Raw genomic sequence first — 16,846 nt, 5'->3', positions numbered from 1 at the left:
TTTTGACAAAATAAGCTTGTCCCCTGTGTTTAAATATAACAACAGGGAGGACTGATATAGGATGATGGGATCCATAACTAGAGGAAGTGCAAAAGTCATGAAGGGGAATGGCGCACATACATTGGATAAGTGGAAGCGAAAGATGGGGGAGCAGGTGAAGGTATTCTTTATAGAAAGGGGCTGGCTTCTCTTCTTAGTAGGATTTTTACTAGGTAGAGCAGTTGTATTATCTTCAGTATCGCCTTTTGCCCTTTCTTTTCTCGCTTCTGTGTGGCTTATGCGAAAAGATAAGTCCTTAAAGGTCATGTTTGCTGTAGTGGCAGGATCAATCACATTACATTGGCACCATAGTATCTATGTATTTCTCGCGATGATGCTATTCTTTATTTTTGCATTCATTTTTCATAAATTTCGAAATCAGCAAAAACTATTACCCTTCTTTGTTTTCTTTGCAAGTATTGGTACGAGAGCTATTCTATACTCGTTCTCAAGTGATATAGAAGCATATGATTGGATGTTAGCGGTAGTTGAATCTGGGTTAAGCGCAATCCTTGTTTTAATTTTTATGCAAAGCATTCCATTATTATCACCTAAACGGTTTAAACAATCTTTAAAGAATGAAGAAATTGTCTGTATGATTATTTTGTTAGCTTCCGTTCTTACAGGAACTATTGGATGGCAAATATATGATGTCTCCTTGGAACAAGTGTTATCGAGATACCTTGTGCTTTGGTTAGCCTACGTTGGAGGAGCAGCAATAGGATCAACAGTGGGTGTGGTAACAGGATTAATCCTTAGCTTGGCGAATGTGGCAAGCTTATATCAAATGAGTTTATTAGCTTTTTCCGGTCTGTTAGGGGGGTTATTAAAGGACGGTAAAAAACTTGGTGTAGGTACAGGGCTGTTTGTAGGGACGTTATTAATCGGTATTTATGGGGAGGGATTTGAAGCATTAGCACCATCATTACTGGAAACGTCTGTGGCGGTTTTGATTTTCTTGTTAACGCCAGAGTCATGGATCCGTAAGTTAGCCAGGTATATACCGGGTACAAACGAACACTCTCAACAACAAGAACAATATCTACAAAAGGTAAGAAATGTGACAGCCAATCGCGTTGACCAATTTTCACAAGTATTCCAAGCCTTGTCGAAAAGTTTTTCCCAGGTTCAGTTGCATGTGGAAGATGATCAAGATACGAGAGAGACAGATTATTTCTTAAGTAATGTTACGGAGAAGACGTGTCAATCTTGCTTCAAAAAGGATCGATGCTGGGCGCAAAACTTTGAACAAACCTATGGATATATGCAGGAAATGATGACAAGTTTGGATGAAGGCACATTTCAAAATAAACGAAAGCTACAAGTGGATTTTGAGAAGCATTGTGCAAAATCGACTAAAGTCATTGAAACGATGAATCATGAGCTATCCTTTTATCAGGCGAACAAGCGATTAAAGAAACAAGTGCTAGAGAGTCGTAGGTTCGTAGCAGAACAATTGAACGGTGTTTCAGAAGTAATGGGGGATTTTGCTAAAGAGATACTAAAAGAGAGAGAGAATCATGACCTTCAAGAAGAAGAGATTATTCAAGCCTTAAAGAGCATGGGATTTGAGATTGAACAGATGGAGATCTATAGCCTGGACGCAGGTAATGTAGACATTGAGATGACCCTTTCCTTCTATGACTATAAAGGGGAAGGAGCGAAAATTGTCGCACCAGTGATTTCTGAGATATTAGATGAAACAATTGTGGTTAAACAAGAAGAGATATCGCCGTTTCCGAATGGATATTGTTACTTCTCTTTTGGTTCGGCAAGGAAATACGTTATTGATACAGGAGTAGCACATGCTGCTAAAGATGGTGGGTTGGTATCTGGTGACAGCTACTCTACGATGGAATTAGGGGCAGGTAAATATGCTGTCGCAATTAGTGATGGAATGGGTAATGGTGAAAGAGCTCATGTGGAGAGCATGGAAACCTTACGTTTGCTTCAACAAATTTTACAGTCTGGTATTGAAGAACGTGTGGCCATTAAGTCGATTAATTCGATCCTTTCATTACGTACCACAGATGAAATCTTCTCAACTCTTGACTTAGCTGTTGTAGATTTACATGATGCAGCTGTTAAATTCTTAAAGATTGGCTCCACTCCAAGCTTCATAAAGCGTGGAGATCAGCTTATTAAGATAGAGTCGAGTAATTTGCCGATTGGTATTATTAAAGAATTTGAAGTGGATGTTGTAAGTGAAGAGTTAAAAGCGGGCGATATTTTAATCATGATGAGTGATGGAATCTTTGAAGGACCAAAGCATGTGGAAAATGTAGACCAATGGCTGAAACGAAAGATACGTGATATGAAAACAGAAGACCCTCAGGATATTGCAGATTTATTATTAGAAGAAGTAGTACGGACTAGGTCCGGGGCAATAGAAGACGATATGACTGTGGTCGTTGCTAAGATCAATCGAAATGTCCCTGAATGGGCTGCTATTCCTGTGATGAGGAATGCGCAGTAAGGTGATAGCGAACTCTTTCTTCTTAGAGAGTTCGCTTTTTTGTTTCTCGTATAACGTACTATTATAAAATTCAATGCTAGGCTTTGTTAAATACAAATCTATAAGTATATTTTCTCCTCATCACGTCGAAGATGGTAGTAGAATTTGGAGGAGGAGATATACCATGAAAAAAGGTATGTTGAAACAGATCTTATTAATAACAGATGGATGCTCTAATCAGGGTGAAGATCCATCAGCTGTTGCGACATTAGCTCATCAACAAGGTATTACAATTAATGTCATTGGCGTGTTAGAGAATGATCAATCTGAACAGCCTGAGGGCTTGGAAGAAGTTGAAGAGGTAGCGATGTCTGGTGGTGGCGTTAGTCAGATTGTTTATGCGAAGTCATTATCTCAAACCGTTCAAATGGTTACCCGACAAGCTATGACCCAAACGCTTCAAGGAGTGGTCAACCAAGAACTGCAGCAAATATTAGGACCGAATCAGAGTATAGAAGAATTACCTCCAGAAAAACGTGGAGAAGTGATGGAAGTTGTAGAAGATTTAGGGGAGACATGTGATTTAGAAGTACTTGTTTTAGTAGATACGAGTGCAAGTATGCATAATAAATTACCGACTGTACAAGATTCTCTCTATGACTTATCCCTTAGCTTAAATGCTCGAATGGGGAATAATCGATTTTCCATCTATTCATTCCCTGGGAAGCGTAAAGACATAGATAAAATCATGGATTGGACGCCAAAACTGGATTCCATATCTTCTGTTTTTCCTAAGCTAACAAGTGGTGGGATTACACCAACTGGCCCTGCTTTACGAGCAGCCATACAACAATTTGAGAAAAAGAGAAACCTGAGGAGTTTAATGACTCGTGATGAATCAGCCAGGGAAGAGCCAGGATATTGAGGTAAGACCAGGAACGTTTGTCACTGGTAAGTGGTACAACCGCTCCTATAGAATAGTCAAAAAGCTTGGGGCTGGTGCCTGTGGAACCGTTTATTTAGCTGAGGAAGGTCGAAAGCACGTAGCTATTAAATTTAGTCTCAATAGTTCTTCTATTACAACAGAAGTTAATGTATTGAAAACCTTTCAGAAGGTTCAAGGTAAGACCCTTGGGCCTTCTTTGTTGGATGTAGATGACTGGGTGCAACCTAATGGAAATAAGATTTCCTTTTATGTTATGGAATATTTAAGAGGTAAAGAACTAACCACATTTATAAATGAACATGGCCATGAGTGGTTAGGAATATTGGTTGTACAATTACTTAGTGATTTAGAACAGCTTCATCATACGGGATGGGTGTTCGGAGATTTAAAAACAGAAAACTTAATTGTTACCTATCCCCCAGCGAAACTTCGTTGGATAGATGTTGGAGGCACAACTCAACAGGGGAGAGCCATTAAAGAATACACCGAGTTTTATGATCGGGGGTATTGGGGTATGGGGTCACGTAAAGCTGAAGCTAACTACGACCTGTTTGCGTTAGCGATGGTCATGCTTCACCTTTACCATCCAAACCGATTTGAAAAAGGAACAAACCCGGAGAAGACACTCCTAAGCAAGCTACAGCAAACAAATGAACTAAGACCTTACCAATCGGTCATTCAAAAGGCTCTTTATGGGGATTATACAACCAGTGAGCAAATGAAAATCGATATGCAGCACATATTGATGAAAAGCACACATACAACAACCAATTATTCCACACCCTCACGGACGAATAAACGAAAGCACCAAGTGAAAAAGACCGTAAAATCATCTCCTCCAGTGCGACAGTCTAAATATTTGTGGGAAGGTATGGGAATAGTAGTTGTGGTATGTATGTTTTATGTTGTTTATATTCTTCTACAATGGATATAGTCATAAACTTTGCAGGTAGAATGAAATAAATGATACGATAAAGGATGATATATTCTGAAAGATTAGAACGGAGTGGAGCGGTTGTTTAACCTGAAGGTCGATCAATTTGCTCGAAAACATCAATTGTTTCAACCTCATGCGACGATTCTGGTCGCTGTATCTGGAGGGCCAGATTCTATGGCCCTTCTTCATTATTTTAAGAGCATACAACACAATTGGAAATTTCGTCTTATTGCGTTGACCGTAGATCATTCCTTGCGAGGAGAGGGTTCTCAAGAAGATGTGAAATATGTAACATCAATTTGCAATGAGTGGGGAATAGAGTGTAATGCAGTAACATTGGATGTCCCCAGCTTTAAAAAGCAGCATAATCTCGGTACGCAAATTGCTGCAAGAAAAATGCGATATCAGTTTTTTGAGCAGCAAATGGAAATGTATCAGGCAGATTTCCTAGCCATGGGGCATCATGGTGATGATCAAGTAGAGACAGTTTTTATGAGAATGACACGTGGTGTAGAGCCTATGAACATAAAAGGAATGGATGTGAAAAGATCATTTAGCCGTGGCAGCATTATTCGCCCATTCTTATGTGTAACGAAGCGTGACATAGAGGAATACTGCGAAAAGCAACAAATACAGCCTCGTTTGGATCCTTCAAATGAATCCCCCAACTATACTCGAAATGCATTTCGCCAGGAGGTATTGCCTTTTCTAAAGGAGCAAAATGCTAAAATACATGAGCATGTGCAGGGTTTCCACGAGTATGTGACGGAGGATGAAGCTTTTTTACAGGAACAAGCGAGCAATTTGTTCAATACATCCTTGTTTATGAAAAAAGAAGATGCGATTCAATTTGATCGTTCAGAATTTCTCAAGATTTCTTCATCTTTACAAAGGCGCACCTTTCATCTAATATTAAACTATCTTTATGAAAATTCACCTAATGATGTATCCTATCATCATTGGGAGCAATTCAAACAATTGTTAAAGGCAAGCACCCCGCAATCATTATTGAATTTGCCAGACGGATTGTTTGTGATTCGCTCGTATGAAAAGATTGAATTTACCTTCTCTCATGATGAAGGCGATGGGTCTTTTCATTTTCAACTATCTGTACCAGGAACGGTGCTCTTACTTGATGGGACAAGCGTTTATGTAGAAGTGAACGCCGAGTCAACAGAATGGAATCAACATCATTTTGTGTGTGATCGTAGTAAAGTCACACTACCTTTGCATGTTCGCACAAGAAGAGCTGGAGATAAAATTGCCTTAAGAGGAATGAAAGGGCATAAAAAGGTGAAAGACCTGTTTATTGATTATAAGATTCCCAAAGCGAAACGAGATCGATGGCCTATAGTTACAGATGACGAGGGGCAAATCCTTTGGGTTGTATCGTTACAAAAAGCAAGAGTTGAAGCCAATAACTCCAAAACCTGGTTACATCTTACTTATAAGAATCAAGAGAACTTCTAGGAGGATGGAAAATGCATACCGATATTGAAAAAGTTTTGATATCTGAGGAGGAAATCCAAAGCAAGATTAGTGAACTAGCTTCACAACTAACAGAGGAATATGACGGAAGGTTTCCGCTTGTTGTGGGCGTTCTAAAAGGTGCTATGCCGTTTATGTCTGACTTATTGAAGCGGGTAGAAACCTATCTCGAAATGGATTTCATGGATGTATCAAGTTATCATGGTACGACGCAATCATCTGGCGAAGTAAAAATTGTTAAGGATTTAGACACACAAGTTGAAGGAAGAGACTTGCTGATTATCGAAGATATTATAGATAGTGGCTTGACTCTAAGTTATCTTGTGGACTTGTTTAAATATCGTAAAGCAAGATCCATCAAAATCGTAACGCTTCTTGATAAGCCTTCTGGGCGAAAAGGAGATGTAAAAGCAGATTTAGCAGGTTTTGAAGTTCCAGATGAATTCGTTGTGGGTTATGGGTTAGACTATCAAGAAAGATATCGAAACCTTCCATACATAGGAGTACTTAAACCTTCTGTGTACGGTGGAGAGGAAAGCGAATAAATCAAGCTTTTCTTCATATATATCCTTAAGTAAGACCAACAGTTAATTCCTTTTTACCATACACGTCTTTTGAAGGGATATTAGTTGTATAAAAACTTACACGTATGGTACTATTTACAATAGTTTTCTCGCCTGGGAGGAGGTAGGCAATGAACCGAGTATTTCGCAACACCATATTTTATGCGTTAATCTTTTTAGTTGTAATTGGGGTTGTAGGTCTCTTTAATGGGGACAACCAACAAGATACCCAGTTAAGCTATCCGCAATTTAAAGAGCAATTAAGTAACGGTCAAATTGAAACAATGACCGTTCAATATACGAACCATGCTTACAATGTAACAGGTAAGCTTGCTTCAGGTGATGAAGAAGGCAATAATTCATACACTGCTATTATTCCTGACAATGAACAAATTGTGAGTAATTTAACAGACATTGCTGAAGAACAAGGACTTGGTGAAGATCTTAGCTTTGAAGCTGCTGAAGAACCAAGTGGATGGGTAACATTCTTAACATCCATCATTCCTTTTGTGATTATTTTCATTCTTTTCTTCTTCTTACTTAACCAAGCACAGGGTGGCGGAAGCAAAGTCATGAACTTTGGTAAGAGTAAGGCTAAGCTATTTAGTGAAGATAAGAAGAAGGTTCGCTTCAAGGACGTAGCCGGTGCCGATGAAGAGAAGCAGGAACTGGTAGAGGTTGTAGACTTCTTGAAAGATCCTCGCAAATTCGCGGCAATTGGTGCACGTATTCCAAAAGGAGTTCTTCTAGTAGGACCTCCAGGTACTGGTAAAACATTATTAGCTCGTGCCGTAGCGGGAGAAGCAGGAGTTCCATTCTTCTCTATCAGTGGTTCGGACTTCGTTGAAATGTTCGTAGGTGTAGGTGCCTCTCGTGTTCGTGACTTATTCGAAAACGCGAAGAAGAACGCGCCATGTATCATCTTTATCGATGAGATTGATGCAGTAGGACGTCAACGTGGAGCAGGATTAGGTGGAGGTCACGATGAACGTGAACAAACACTAAACCAGCTACTAGTTGAAATGGATGGATTCGGAGCAAATGAAGGAATTATCATTATCTCTGCAACAAACCGTCCTGACATTCTTGACCCAGCATTACTTCGTCCTGGACGTTTCGACCGTCAAATTACCGTAAATCGTCCTGACTTGAAAGGCCGTGAAGAAGTACTACAAGTACACGTTCGCAACAAGCCTTTAGATGAAGAGTCAGTAGATATTCATACAATTGCAATGCGTACGCCTGGATTCTCTGGTGCAGACCTTGAGAACTTATTAAACGAAGCAGCTCTTGTGGCGGCTCGTGCTGATAAGGAAAAAATCGACATGGTGTCCATTGATGAAGCCATCGATCGTGTGATTGCTGGTCCAGCGAAGAAGAGCCGTGTTGTATCTGAAAAAGAACGTAACATTGTTGCTCACCACGAAAGTGGACACACCATCATTGGTATGGTGCTAGACGAAGCAGACGCTGTACACAAGGTTACCATCGTACCTCGTGGCCAAGCTGGCGGCTATGCTGTAATGCTTCCTAAAGAGGATCGCTTTATGATGACGAAGCCAGAGCTTCTTGATAAGATTACGGGTCTACTTGGTGGACGTGTAGCCGAGGAGATTATGTTCGGTGAAGCAAGTACGGGTGCAAGCAATGACTTTCAACGTACGACTGCCATAGCTCGTAAGATGGTTACCGAATATGGTATGAGTGATAAGCTAGGACCACTTCAATTTGGTGGTGGAGGTGGCCAAGTATTCTTAGGCCGCGACATTCAAAATGAACAAAATTACAGCGATCAAATCGCTTATGAAATTGATCAAGAAGTTCAACGCATTGTAAAAGAATGTTATGATCGTGCGAAACACATTCTTACTGAAAACAAAGAGCAGCTTGAACTTATCGCGAAAACCCTTCTTGAAGTTGAAACACTTGATGCATCTGAAATCAGATCACTATTTGAAAAAGGTGTTCTTCCAGAGGATTCTGAAGCAGCTCGCATTAAAGAAGACAACAAGAAATCAGATTCTGATGTGAAAGTAAACATCAATTCAAAAGCTGAAGAAGAGCAATCAGACCAAGATCAAGACCAAGTTCAAGATGAAGACGAAAGCACCTCTTCAGAAGAAGATAATAGAAAAGAATAACGAATAAAAAACTGCTCCTGCCACTGGCTTGGGGCAGTTTTTTTATATTTCACCTGTTCTGGGTGAACGATGCGTCTAGAGCTTTTTTTGTATAGACATACAACATCATACTCAAGCTATCAATGGATGAGGATACCTCCATTCGAGAAGATATGATATGATAAATGCGTCATATTGTGAATGGAAGCGGTGAATACAATGATTTTTGTGTTAGATGTTGGAAATACAAATACCGTTTTAGGTGTTTTTGATAGAGGAGAATTACAGTATCAATGGAGAATTGCCACCAATCGTTATAAGACAGAAGATGAGTATGCTATGCTAATCAAATCATTGTTTGAGCACGATGGTTTATCTTTTAGTCATATTCATGGCATTATTATATCCTCGGTAGTTCCACCAATTATGTATGCTCTAGAACGTATGTGTCACAGTTATTTTCAAGAATCACCGTTGATTGTGGGGGATTCTATGGTCGATCCAGGCTTAGAGATGACCTACCCATCTCCACACGAAATAGGGGCAGACCGAATCGTTAATGCTGTTGGAGCTATTAAAGAACATGGCGGACCACTAGTGATTATTGATTTTGGTACGGCTACCACGTATTGCTATGTGGATGAGAAAGAGCAATATGTTGGGGGAGCTATCGCACCTGGTGTTAATATTTCAACAGAGGCATTATATGCAAAAGCAGCCAAGCTTCCACGAATAGAGATATTAGCGCCTCAAAACGTAGTTGGTACCTCTACAGTAGAAGCCATGCAAACGGGGATATTCTATGGGTATGTTGGACAAGTTGATGAAGTAGTGAGACGAATGAAGGAACAATCCGAAAAGGAACCAACGATTATTGCTACAGGTGGTTTAGCGACACTATTTGCTGAAGAATCACGAACTATTGATATTGTTGATCCATATCTTACGTTAAAAGGCTTATACGAAATCTATTTAAGAAATGAAGGAAATTCTACAGATAAAGGAGAATGAACATCATGGGAGATTATTTAATTCGATCAACCGCATTTGATGGAAAAGTTCGCGCTTATGCCATTGAATCGACAGATACAGTAGGAGAAGCAACACGTCGCCAAGATACGTATGCGACAGCATCGGCTGCCCTAGGACGTACATTGACTGTATCAGCAATGATGGGAGCCATGCTAAAAGGGGAAGACCAAATAACAGTTAAGGTGGAGGGCGGAGGCCCAATAGGAGGCATTATTGCCGATGCAAATGCTCATGGTGATGTCCGAGCATACCTTACCAACCCTCATGTGGATTTTGACTTAAATAATAACGGAAAGCTAGATGTAGCACGTGCAGTTGGAACAAGTGGTACACTTAGCGTTGTGAAAGATGTAGGATTGAAGGATTATTTTACAGGGGAAGTCCCGATGGCTACAGGAGAAATTAGTGAAGATTTCACGTATTATTTTGCAAACTCAGAACAAGTTCCTTCTGCAGTTGGAGCTGGTGTCTTAGTAAACCCTGATTTATCTATAAAAGCAGCCGGCGGGTTTATTATTCAAATGATGCCTGGAGCTGATGATGAAACAATTTCTAAAATTGAAGAGAACATTAACTCTTTACCATCTATTTCAACGCTAATTGATCAAGGTCATACGCCTGAGCAAATCTTGGAGAAGCTTTTACATGGTGGAGAGATTAAAATATTAAGCAACACACCAGTTCAATTTAAATGCCGTTGTTCTAGAGAAAGACTAGAAAATGCGTTAAAAGGTTTAGGTGACGATGAATTGCAGAAAATGATTGATGAAGATCATGGTGCAGAAGCAACTTGTCACTTTTGTAACGAACAGTACCACTTTACAGAAGATGAGTTAAGAGCACTGCTAGCAGAAGCTTAAGTCAGCATATAAAAAGGTGGTTGGTATGACTAGAAAGGTTTTGTGGGGAATTATAGTTATTCTACTTGTAACAAATGCTACGACACTGTTCTTTGAACTAAAACCTAATGAACAAGTATCACCGAGTCAAGAAAATCAAGCAAAACCAGTAAAAGAAGAGGATGAGAGAGAACCAGTAGCCACGATTGATGGAACAGAAATTACACATCAGGATTGGTTAACCTCTCTAAAGGAACAGCACGGCGAAGCAGTACTAGAAGAGCTAATTAATAAAGAAATTGTGCTTCAACTAGCAGAGAAGAATGATATTAAAATAGAGAAAAAGCTGATTGAACGGGAATTATCCTTGATGGAGACGATGCAAACCATTACCGATGATAAAACCATTCAAACAAAACGGGAGCAATGGGAAGATCAAATTACGTACAATTATTATTTAGATGAACTAATTACGCGTGATATCAAAATCAATGAAGATACCATAAAGGATTATTATGACTCGTATAAAGAACAGTTTGATTTCACTGAAACGTATCAGCTTTCTCATATCGTAGTTTCATCTGAGGCTGAAGCGAACAAAATAACGAAAGAACTCAAAGAAGGTGCTTCCTTTTCTGTACTGGCAAGAGAATACTCGAATGATGAGTCAACCAAAGACAAAGGTGGATACTTGGGTTATTTTTCAAAAGAGAGTGCATACTTTCCTTCAGAATATTATGAGCATGCCCAAAAACTTTCGAGTGATGCCTACAGTAAACCTTTTAAAACAAATCAAGGTTACATCTTAATAAAAGTTCATCGAACGTTACCAGGTATAACATTTACCTATGATGAATTGAAAAACCAAATAAAAAGACAACTGGCATTAGATTATGTTGGCGATTCATATTCACCTAAAGTCCTGTGGGAAGAATTAAATGTAAATTGGATGTATGGCGATTAAATGAATCGCTCTTTTTTTTAGAAAAACACTTATACTTTCTTTCCATAAACTACTAAATCAAACGTATGAGCCATGCTTCTAGGACATAAGATACAGATATATAAGTTTAATGTTTGACATTTCTGATTAATTCGAATACATTATATACAACAATACTTATAAAATTACTTGGAATTAGAGGTGGGGAAACTATGAAAATTGCAAACTCAATCGCTGACTTGATCGGTAATACTCCAATTGTAAAGTTGAACGGGTATGGAGACGAAGATAGCGCAGATATTTATGTGAAATTAGAATTTATGAATCCCGGTAGTTCTGTGAAAGACAGAATAGCTCTATCTATGATTGAAGATGGCGAAGAACGTGGGGCTCTTAAACCTGGTGATACAATCATCGAACCAACAAGCGGTAATACGGGAATAGGCTTAGCTATGGTTGCTGCTGCTAAAGGATATAAATCGATACTAGTTATGCCGGATACCATGAGTCAAGAGCGTCGTAACCTCTTGCGCGCTTACGGAGCAGAATTGGTGTTAACACCAGGTAGTGACGGTATGAAAGGAGCTATTCAGAAAGCCACTGAACTGCAAAAAGAACACGGCTACTTCATGCCTCAACAATTTAACAACCAAGCAAACCCAACAGTTCACGAAAAAACAACTGGACCAGAAATTGTAGAGCAAATGGGTGATCAGTTAGATGCTTTCATAGCTGGTATTGGAACAGGTGGTACCATTACCGGAGCCGGAAAAGTACTAAAAGAAAACTATGAGAATATTAAAATTTATGCCGTAGAGCCAGAAGGTTCTCCAGTTCTTTCTGGTGGAAGTCCTGGTCCACATAAAATCCAAGGTATTGGTGCTGGGTTTGTTCCCGAGATTTTGAATACAAAGATTTACGATGAAGTACTATCTGTGACAAACGAACAATCCTTTGAAACAGCTAGAGAAGCTGCAAGAACACAAGGTTTATTAGGTGGAATCTCAACAGGAGCTGCTCTTTACGCAGCCAAACAAGTAGCCAAACAACTAGGTAAAGGTAAAAAAGTGTTAGCCATCGTCCCTAGTAATGGAGAACGCTACTTATCTACACCGCTTTATAATTTCGAACAAGAATAAGAAATTTGGAAAAGTTCTACTCAGCTCTGGGTAGGGCTTTTTTTATGTTCGGCTATCAGAAAGGTAAATAGAATAGAAAATATACTTTCACAAGAAATGAATATCAACGATAGATTGTGTACAATAGTAAGGGAAAAGATGAACGGTAAAGGAGCTTTTGGTTTATGGCACGATTATTTCGTACAAAAGAAAAGACCTATGACCTCGATCAGCATAGTCTCGTTATGGGGATCTTGAATGTAACGCCAGATTCATTTTCTGATGGAGGACAATACGATGAAGTAGAAGCAGCGCTTATTCAAGCAAAACAAATGGAACAAGATGGCGCCCATATTATTGATGTCGGAGGCGAATCTACTCGTCCAGGGCATGAGCCTGTTTCAGCAGAAGAAGAGCTCGAACGAGTTCTGCCCATTATAAAAGCATTAAAACGTGAGGTAGGTTTACCTATTTCTATAGACAGCTATAAGGCAGAGGTAGCTCGATCAGCTATAGAGGCTGGAGCATCTATCATTAACGATGTCTGGGGAGCGAAATATGATCCCCAAATGGCGAATGTAGCAGCAGCTTATCAAGTGCCTATCATTTTAATGCATAATCGGTCCGATAAGAACTATGCCCACTTACTAAATGATATGAAAGATGATTTACGTGAGAGTATTCAGCTAGTAGAGGAAGCAGGGGTCAAACCGCAAAATATTATCTTAGATCCTGGGGTGGGCTTTGCGAAAACCCCCTCTGATAACATGATTGTAATGAGGCATCTAGAAGAATTCAGTGAACTAGGCTATCCGATATTACTGGGGACCTCACGGAAGTCCTTTATCGGAGAAGTGTTGGATTTACCAGTTGAAGAGCGTATGGAAGGTACAGGCGCAACAGTTTGTCTTGGAATATCCAAGGGTGTAGATATAGTTAGGGTTCATGATGTGAAGCCAATAGCTCGTATGACAAAAATGATGGACGCTATGTTAGGGAAGGGAGAAGATATACATGGATAAGATTTTGATGAATCAAATGAGCTTTTATGGGTATCACGGTTTATTCCCAGAAGAGAATAAACTAGGTCAACGTTTTCTGGTTGACTTGGAATTAGAACTAGACTTAAAGCAGGCAGGCCAAACGGATGACATGAACGAAAGTATAAATTATGGACAGATATATGAAGTAACACAAGAGGTAGTGGAAGGAGAAGCTAAGCAATTGGTTGAGGCAATCGCAGAAGAGATAGCAGCCTCCTTGTTTAAATCTTTTTCGAAGCTACATGCTGTTAATGTTAAAGTAATCAAGCCCAACCCTCCTATCCCTGGTCATTACGATTCTGTAGCCATCGAAATGTATAGGGAGCGCCCCTAATATGAAGGAAGCTTATATAGCGTTAGGTTCTAATATCCATCCTAGATACAAATTTATCTCAGAGGCTATCAATCAATTAGCATCTCATAGTCAAATTGAGGTTATTCAATCGTCAGCTATTTATGAAACGGTCCCGGTAGGTTATACTGAGCAAGGTGACTTTTTAAATGCAGTGATAAAAATTCAGACGAACCTTGCTTCTGTTGATCTGTTATCTTATTGTCAATCTATTGAGCAAGAATTAGGAAGAGAACGTTCCGTGGAATGGGGTCCTAGAACGATAGACCTTGACATTTTGTTGTTTAATCAAGAAAATATTGAGACAGAGCAATTAATCGTACCGCACCCAAGATTACACGAACGAGCCTTTGTACTCGTACCGTTGTATGATATAGATTCGCATTTATATATACCAGGATATAAAAAAACGGTGCAACAGTTATTGTCTGAACTAGCAGATGATGAGAAAAAGGGAGTAAGGCAATGGAAACTGAAAAATGGGGAAAACGCATCAGGGCCTACCGAAAGTTGAAGGGATATACCCAGATATCCTTTGCGCGTGCGATAGGTATATCCGTCTCGGTTCTTGGAGAAATCGAACGGGGGAGTAGACTTCCAAGTGAACAGGTGATTAATAAAGCTTCAATTGAGTTAAATATACCAGTTCAGGAATTAACTCCAAAAGAATATTCTTAGTGAACTAAGCCTTAGAATTACTAGCTCGCATGATGGATCTTCTTAAAAGTAAATAGAGATATTTGGCAAGTTGAACTAGACTGTTATGAAACATGTCAGTCTTATCATAGATGCGGTAATGAATAAAAATTGGAGTGATTAAGATGACGGAAGAAATAAATGATTTAATGCGGGTGCGCCGTGAGAAGCTAAATCAATTTCACCAAAATGGACTTGATCCATTTGGGAATAAATTTGAACGAACGCATTTTTCAGAAGAACTAAAACAAGCATATGATGAAGTAACAAAAGAAGACTTAGAAGAACAGCAAATTCCAACGACAATAGCTGGAAGAATTATGACTAAACGTGGAAAAGGTAAGGCTGGATTTGCCCATGTTCAAGATTTAACAGGTCAGCTTCAGATTTATGTGCGAAAAGATACAGTTGGAGAAGAAGCATATGAATTGTTTCAATCAGCTGATATCGGTGACATCATAGGTGTAGAAGGTACCGTATTCAAAACAAAAGTAGGAGAACTTTCCGTAAAAGCACGTGAGTTCCACATGCTAACCAAATCACTACGCCCACTACCTGAAAAGTTCCATGGACTAAAAGACATCGAACAGCGCTATCGTCAACGTTACTTAGATCTGATTACAAACCCTGCAAGTCGCGATACATTTGTATTGCGTAGTAAAATCATCCAGTCCATGCGCCGTTATTTCGATGATAAAGGTTTCCTAGAAGTAGAGACGCCAACTATGCATGCCATTCCTGGTGGTGCCTCTGCACGCCCATTCATTACGCATCATAATGCATTGGACATGCCATTATATATGCGTATTGCTATTGAATTACACCTTAAGCGCCTAATTGTTGGTGGAATGGAGAAAGTGTATGAAATCGGCCGAGTGTTCCGTAACGAGGGAGTGTCTACTAGACACAATCCTGAATTCACAATGCTCGAGCTTTACGAAGCTTATGCAGACTTCCATGACATCATGACTCTTACTGAAAATGTTATTGGACATATTGCAAAAGATGTTCTTGGCACAGCAATTGTTCAATACGGGGATTACGAAGTGAACTTAGAACCAGAATGGACAAGATTACACATGGTTGACGCAATCAAAGAATATACTGGCGTCGACTTTTGGAAAGACATGTCCGACGAAGAAGCTAAAGCTCTTGCTAAGGAACATGGGGTTTCGTTTGAAGAGAATATGACATTTGGTCATATTGTTAATGAGTTCTTTGAACACTTTGTGGAAGAGAAACTAATCCAACCAACCTTTGTTTATGGACATCCATTAGAGATTTCACCACTGGCAAAGAAAAACAAGGAAGACGGTCGTTTTACAGATCGTTTTGAACTGTTCATTGTAGGTCGCGAACATGCAAACGCGTTCTCTGAGTTGAATGACCCAGTAGACCAAAGACAGAGATTTGAAGCTCAGTTAAAGGAAAGGGAAGAAGGAAATGAGGAAGCACATATGATGGATGAAGACTTCCTAGAAGCTCTTGAATATGGCTTACCTCCTACAGGTGGTTTAGGGATAGGTATTGATCGACTCGTTATGTTACTAACGAACTCACCATCTATTCGTGATGTATTACTATTCCCTCAAATGAGACATCGTGATTAAGCAGTGATAAAAGGCGCTCGGATACTGAATCTGGGCGTCTTTTTTATGTCTGAGAAATTATAGGTGGGTTGAGTTTGGGCTAACTTTAATAGAGTGATGGTTATACGCGCATCACGCAACTACTGGTGTTCTTCGCTCCGTATAGTAAGGTAACATTGAATTAGGAATGTATTCGTGTTGCCTTTATCACCAACAGAATCAGGGGAAGTTCGATTAAGATCGCAGTATCACGCAGCAACATTGAACCAACCCACGTCGTGTGGGCAGCAGTTTGTACGTCGCTTAACGGGAGCTTGCGCTTTTGTTCATTTGCAGAAGTTTTTATAATATTCTGTTTGCTAAAGTGATAATCAGGGAAAACAATAAAAATTAATAAAAATTCAAGGAAACTATTGCACACTTACTAAATACCGTGGTATATTATTAAACGTTGCGCTAACGACGCCAACAAAACAGATTAATCGAAAGAAAAGAAATTGAAAAAGTTATTGACTTCCTCTTTCGATAAATGGTACATTGGTAAATGTCGCGCTAACGACGGCGACAACATATCAATAACCGAGTTAAAAAAAACAACAAAAAGTTGTTGACTTGATATCGGCGAAATGATATACTGATTAAGTCGCTGTTTGAAGCGGCAAAACAAAACAACGAAACATTTGATC

General features: G+C 39.5%; 15 protein-coding genes. All 15 read left to right on the top strand.

Annotated features, from left to right (window positions below):
* The first annotated feature begins 61 nt into the window (after positions 1–61).
* The 15 genes from spoIIE (at position 62) to lysS (ending at position 16,181) form a co-directional block, all read left to right on the top strand.
* Positions 62–2,515, top strand: a complete 2,454-nt coding sequence (gene spoIIE / locus N782_RS14815; RefSeq protein ID WP_036821768.1) for a stage II sporulation protein E — start codon at positions 62–64, stop codon at positions 2,513–2,515.
* A 163-nt stretch (positions 2,516–2,678) separates the two neighbouring features.
* Positions 2,679–3,419: a vWA domain-containing protein gene (locus N782_RS14810; protein ID WP_036821765.1), complete on the top strand. Its 741-nt coding sequence runs from the start codon at positions 2,679–2,681 to the stop codon at positions 3,417–3,419.
* Positions 3,388–4,374 carry a protein kinase domain-containing protein gene (locus N782_RS14805; protein WP_237582671.1) on the top strand — a complete coding sequence of 329 codons (987 nt, stop codon included), beginning with the start codon at positions 3,388–3,390 and terminating at the stop codon, positions 4,372–4,374. The genes N782_RS14810 and N782_RS14805 overlap by 32 nt, the downstream gene beginning before the upstream one ends.
* Positions 4,375–4,455: 81 nt before the next feature.
* Positions 4,456–5,847, top strand: coding sequence for a tRNA lysidine(34) synthetase TilS (gene tilS / locus N782_RS14800; protein ID WP_052111366.1), 1,392 nt, complete (start codon positions 4,456–4,458; stop codon positions 5,845–5,847).
* A gap of 11 nt (positions 5,848–5,858) precedes the next feature.
* The gene (gene hpt / locus N782_RS14795) at positions 5,859–6,410 is read left to right on the top strand and encodes a hypoxanthine phosphoribosyltransferase (protein WP_036821760.1); all 552 of its coding nucleotides are present in this window, start codon (positions 5,859–5,861) and stop codon (positions 6,408–6,410) included.
* Between the two features lie 149 nt (positions 6,411–6,559).
* Positions 6,560–8,569, top strand: coding sequence for an ATP-dependent zinc metalloprotease FtsH (gene ftsH, locus N782_RS14790; RefSeq protein WP_036821759.1), 2,010 nt, complete (start codon positions 6,560–6,562; stop codon positions 8,567–8,569).
* Between the two features lie 198 nt (positions 8,570–8,767).
* Positions 8,768–9,559 carry a type III pantothenate kinase gene (locus N782_RS14785; RefSeq protein WP_036821757.1) on the top strand — a complete coding sequence of 264 codons (792 nt, stop codon included), beginning with the start codon at positions 8,768–8,770 and terminating at the stop codon, positions 9,557–9,559.
* A 5-nt stretch (positions 9,560–9,564) separates the two neighbouring features.
* Complete coding sequence (gene hslO / locus N782_RS14780; protein WP_036821754.1) at positions 9,565–10,440, top strand: Hsp33 family molecular chaperone HslO; 876 nt, start codon at positions 9,565–9,567, stop codon at positions 10,438–10,440.
* Positions 10,441–10,465: 25 nt separating this feature from the next.
* Entirely contained in the window at positions 10,466–11,383 is a 918-nt protein-coding gene (locus N782_RS14775; RefSeq protein ID WP_052111365.1) for a peptidyl-prolyl cis-trans isomerase, read from the top strand.
* A 191-nt stretch (positions 11,384–11,574) separates the two neighbouring features.
* Positions 11,575–12,501, top strand: a complete 927-nt coding sequence (cysK, locus tag N782_RS14770) for a cysteine synthase A (protein WP_036821751.1) — start codon at positions 11,575–11,577, stop codon at positions 12,499–12,501.
* Between the two features lie 164 nt (positions 12,502–12,665).
* A complete protein-coding gene (gene folP, locus N782_RS14765; protein WP_036821749.1) occupies positions 12,666–13,502 on the top strand; it encodes a dihydropteroate synthase in 837 nt (278 codons plus the stop codon).
* Positions 13,495–13,857 (top strand): dihydroneopterin aldolase, encoded by a 363-nt coding sequence (gene folB / locus N782_RS14760; RefSeq protein WP_036821748.1) that lies wholly within the window; start codon positions 13,495–13,497, stop codon positions 13,855–13,857. The genes folP and folB overlap by 8 nt, the downstream gene beginning before the upstream one ends.
* A 1-nt stretch (position 13,858) precedes the next feature.
* Entirely contained in the window at positions 13,859–14,389 is a 531-nt protein-coding gene (gene folK / locus N782_RS14755; protein ID WP_036821747.1) for a 2-amino-4-hydroxy-6-hydroxymethyldihydropteridine diphosphokinase, read from the top strand.
* Complete coding sequence (locus N782_RS21095) at positions 14,341–14,553, top strand: helix-turn-helix domain-containing protein (protein WP_084103115.1); 213 nt, start codon at positions 14,341–14,343, stop codon at positions 14,551–14,553. The genes folK and N782_RS21095 overlap by 49 nt, the downstream gene beginning before the upstream one ends.
* A gap of 143 nt (positions 14,554–14,696) precedes the next feature.
* A complete protein-coding gene (gene lysS / locus N782_RS14750; protein WP_036821746.1) occupies positions 14,697–16,181 on the top strand; it encodes a lysine--tRNA ligase in 1,485 nt (494 codons plus the stop codon).
* The last annotated feature ends 665 nt before the right edge of the window (positions 16,182–16,846 follow it).

This window comes from Pontibacillus yanchengensis Y32 (assembly GCF_000770635.1).
Lineage (GTDB): Bacteria > Bacillota > Bacilli > Bacillales > BH030062 > Pontibacillus > Pontibacillus yanchengensis.
Note: the sequence above shows the minus strand (reverse complement) of the source record. Positions and strands in the feature narration are given on the sequence as shown.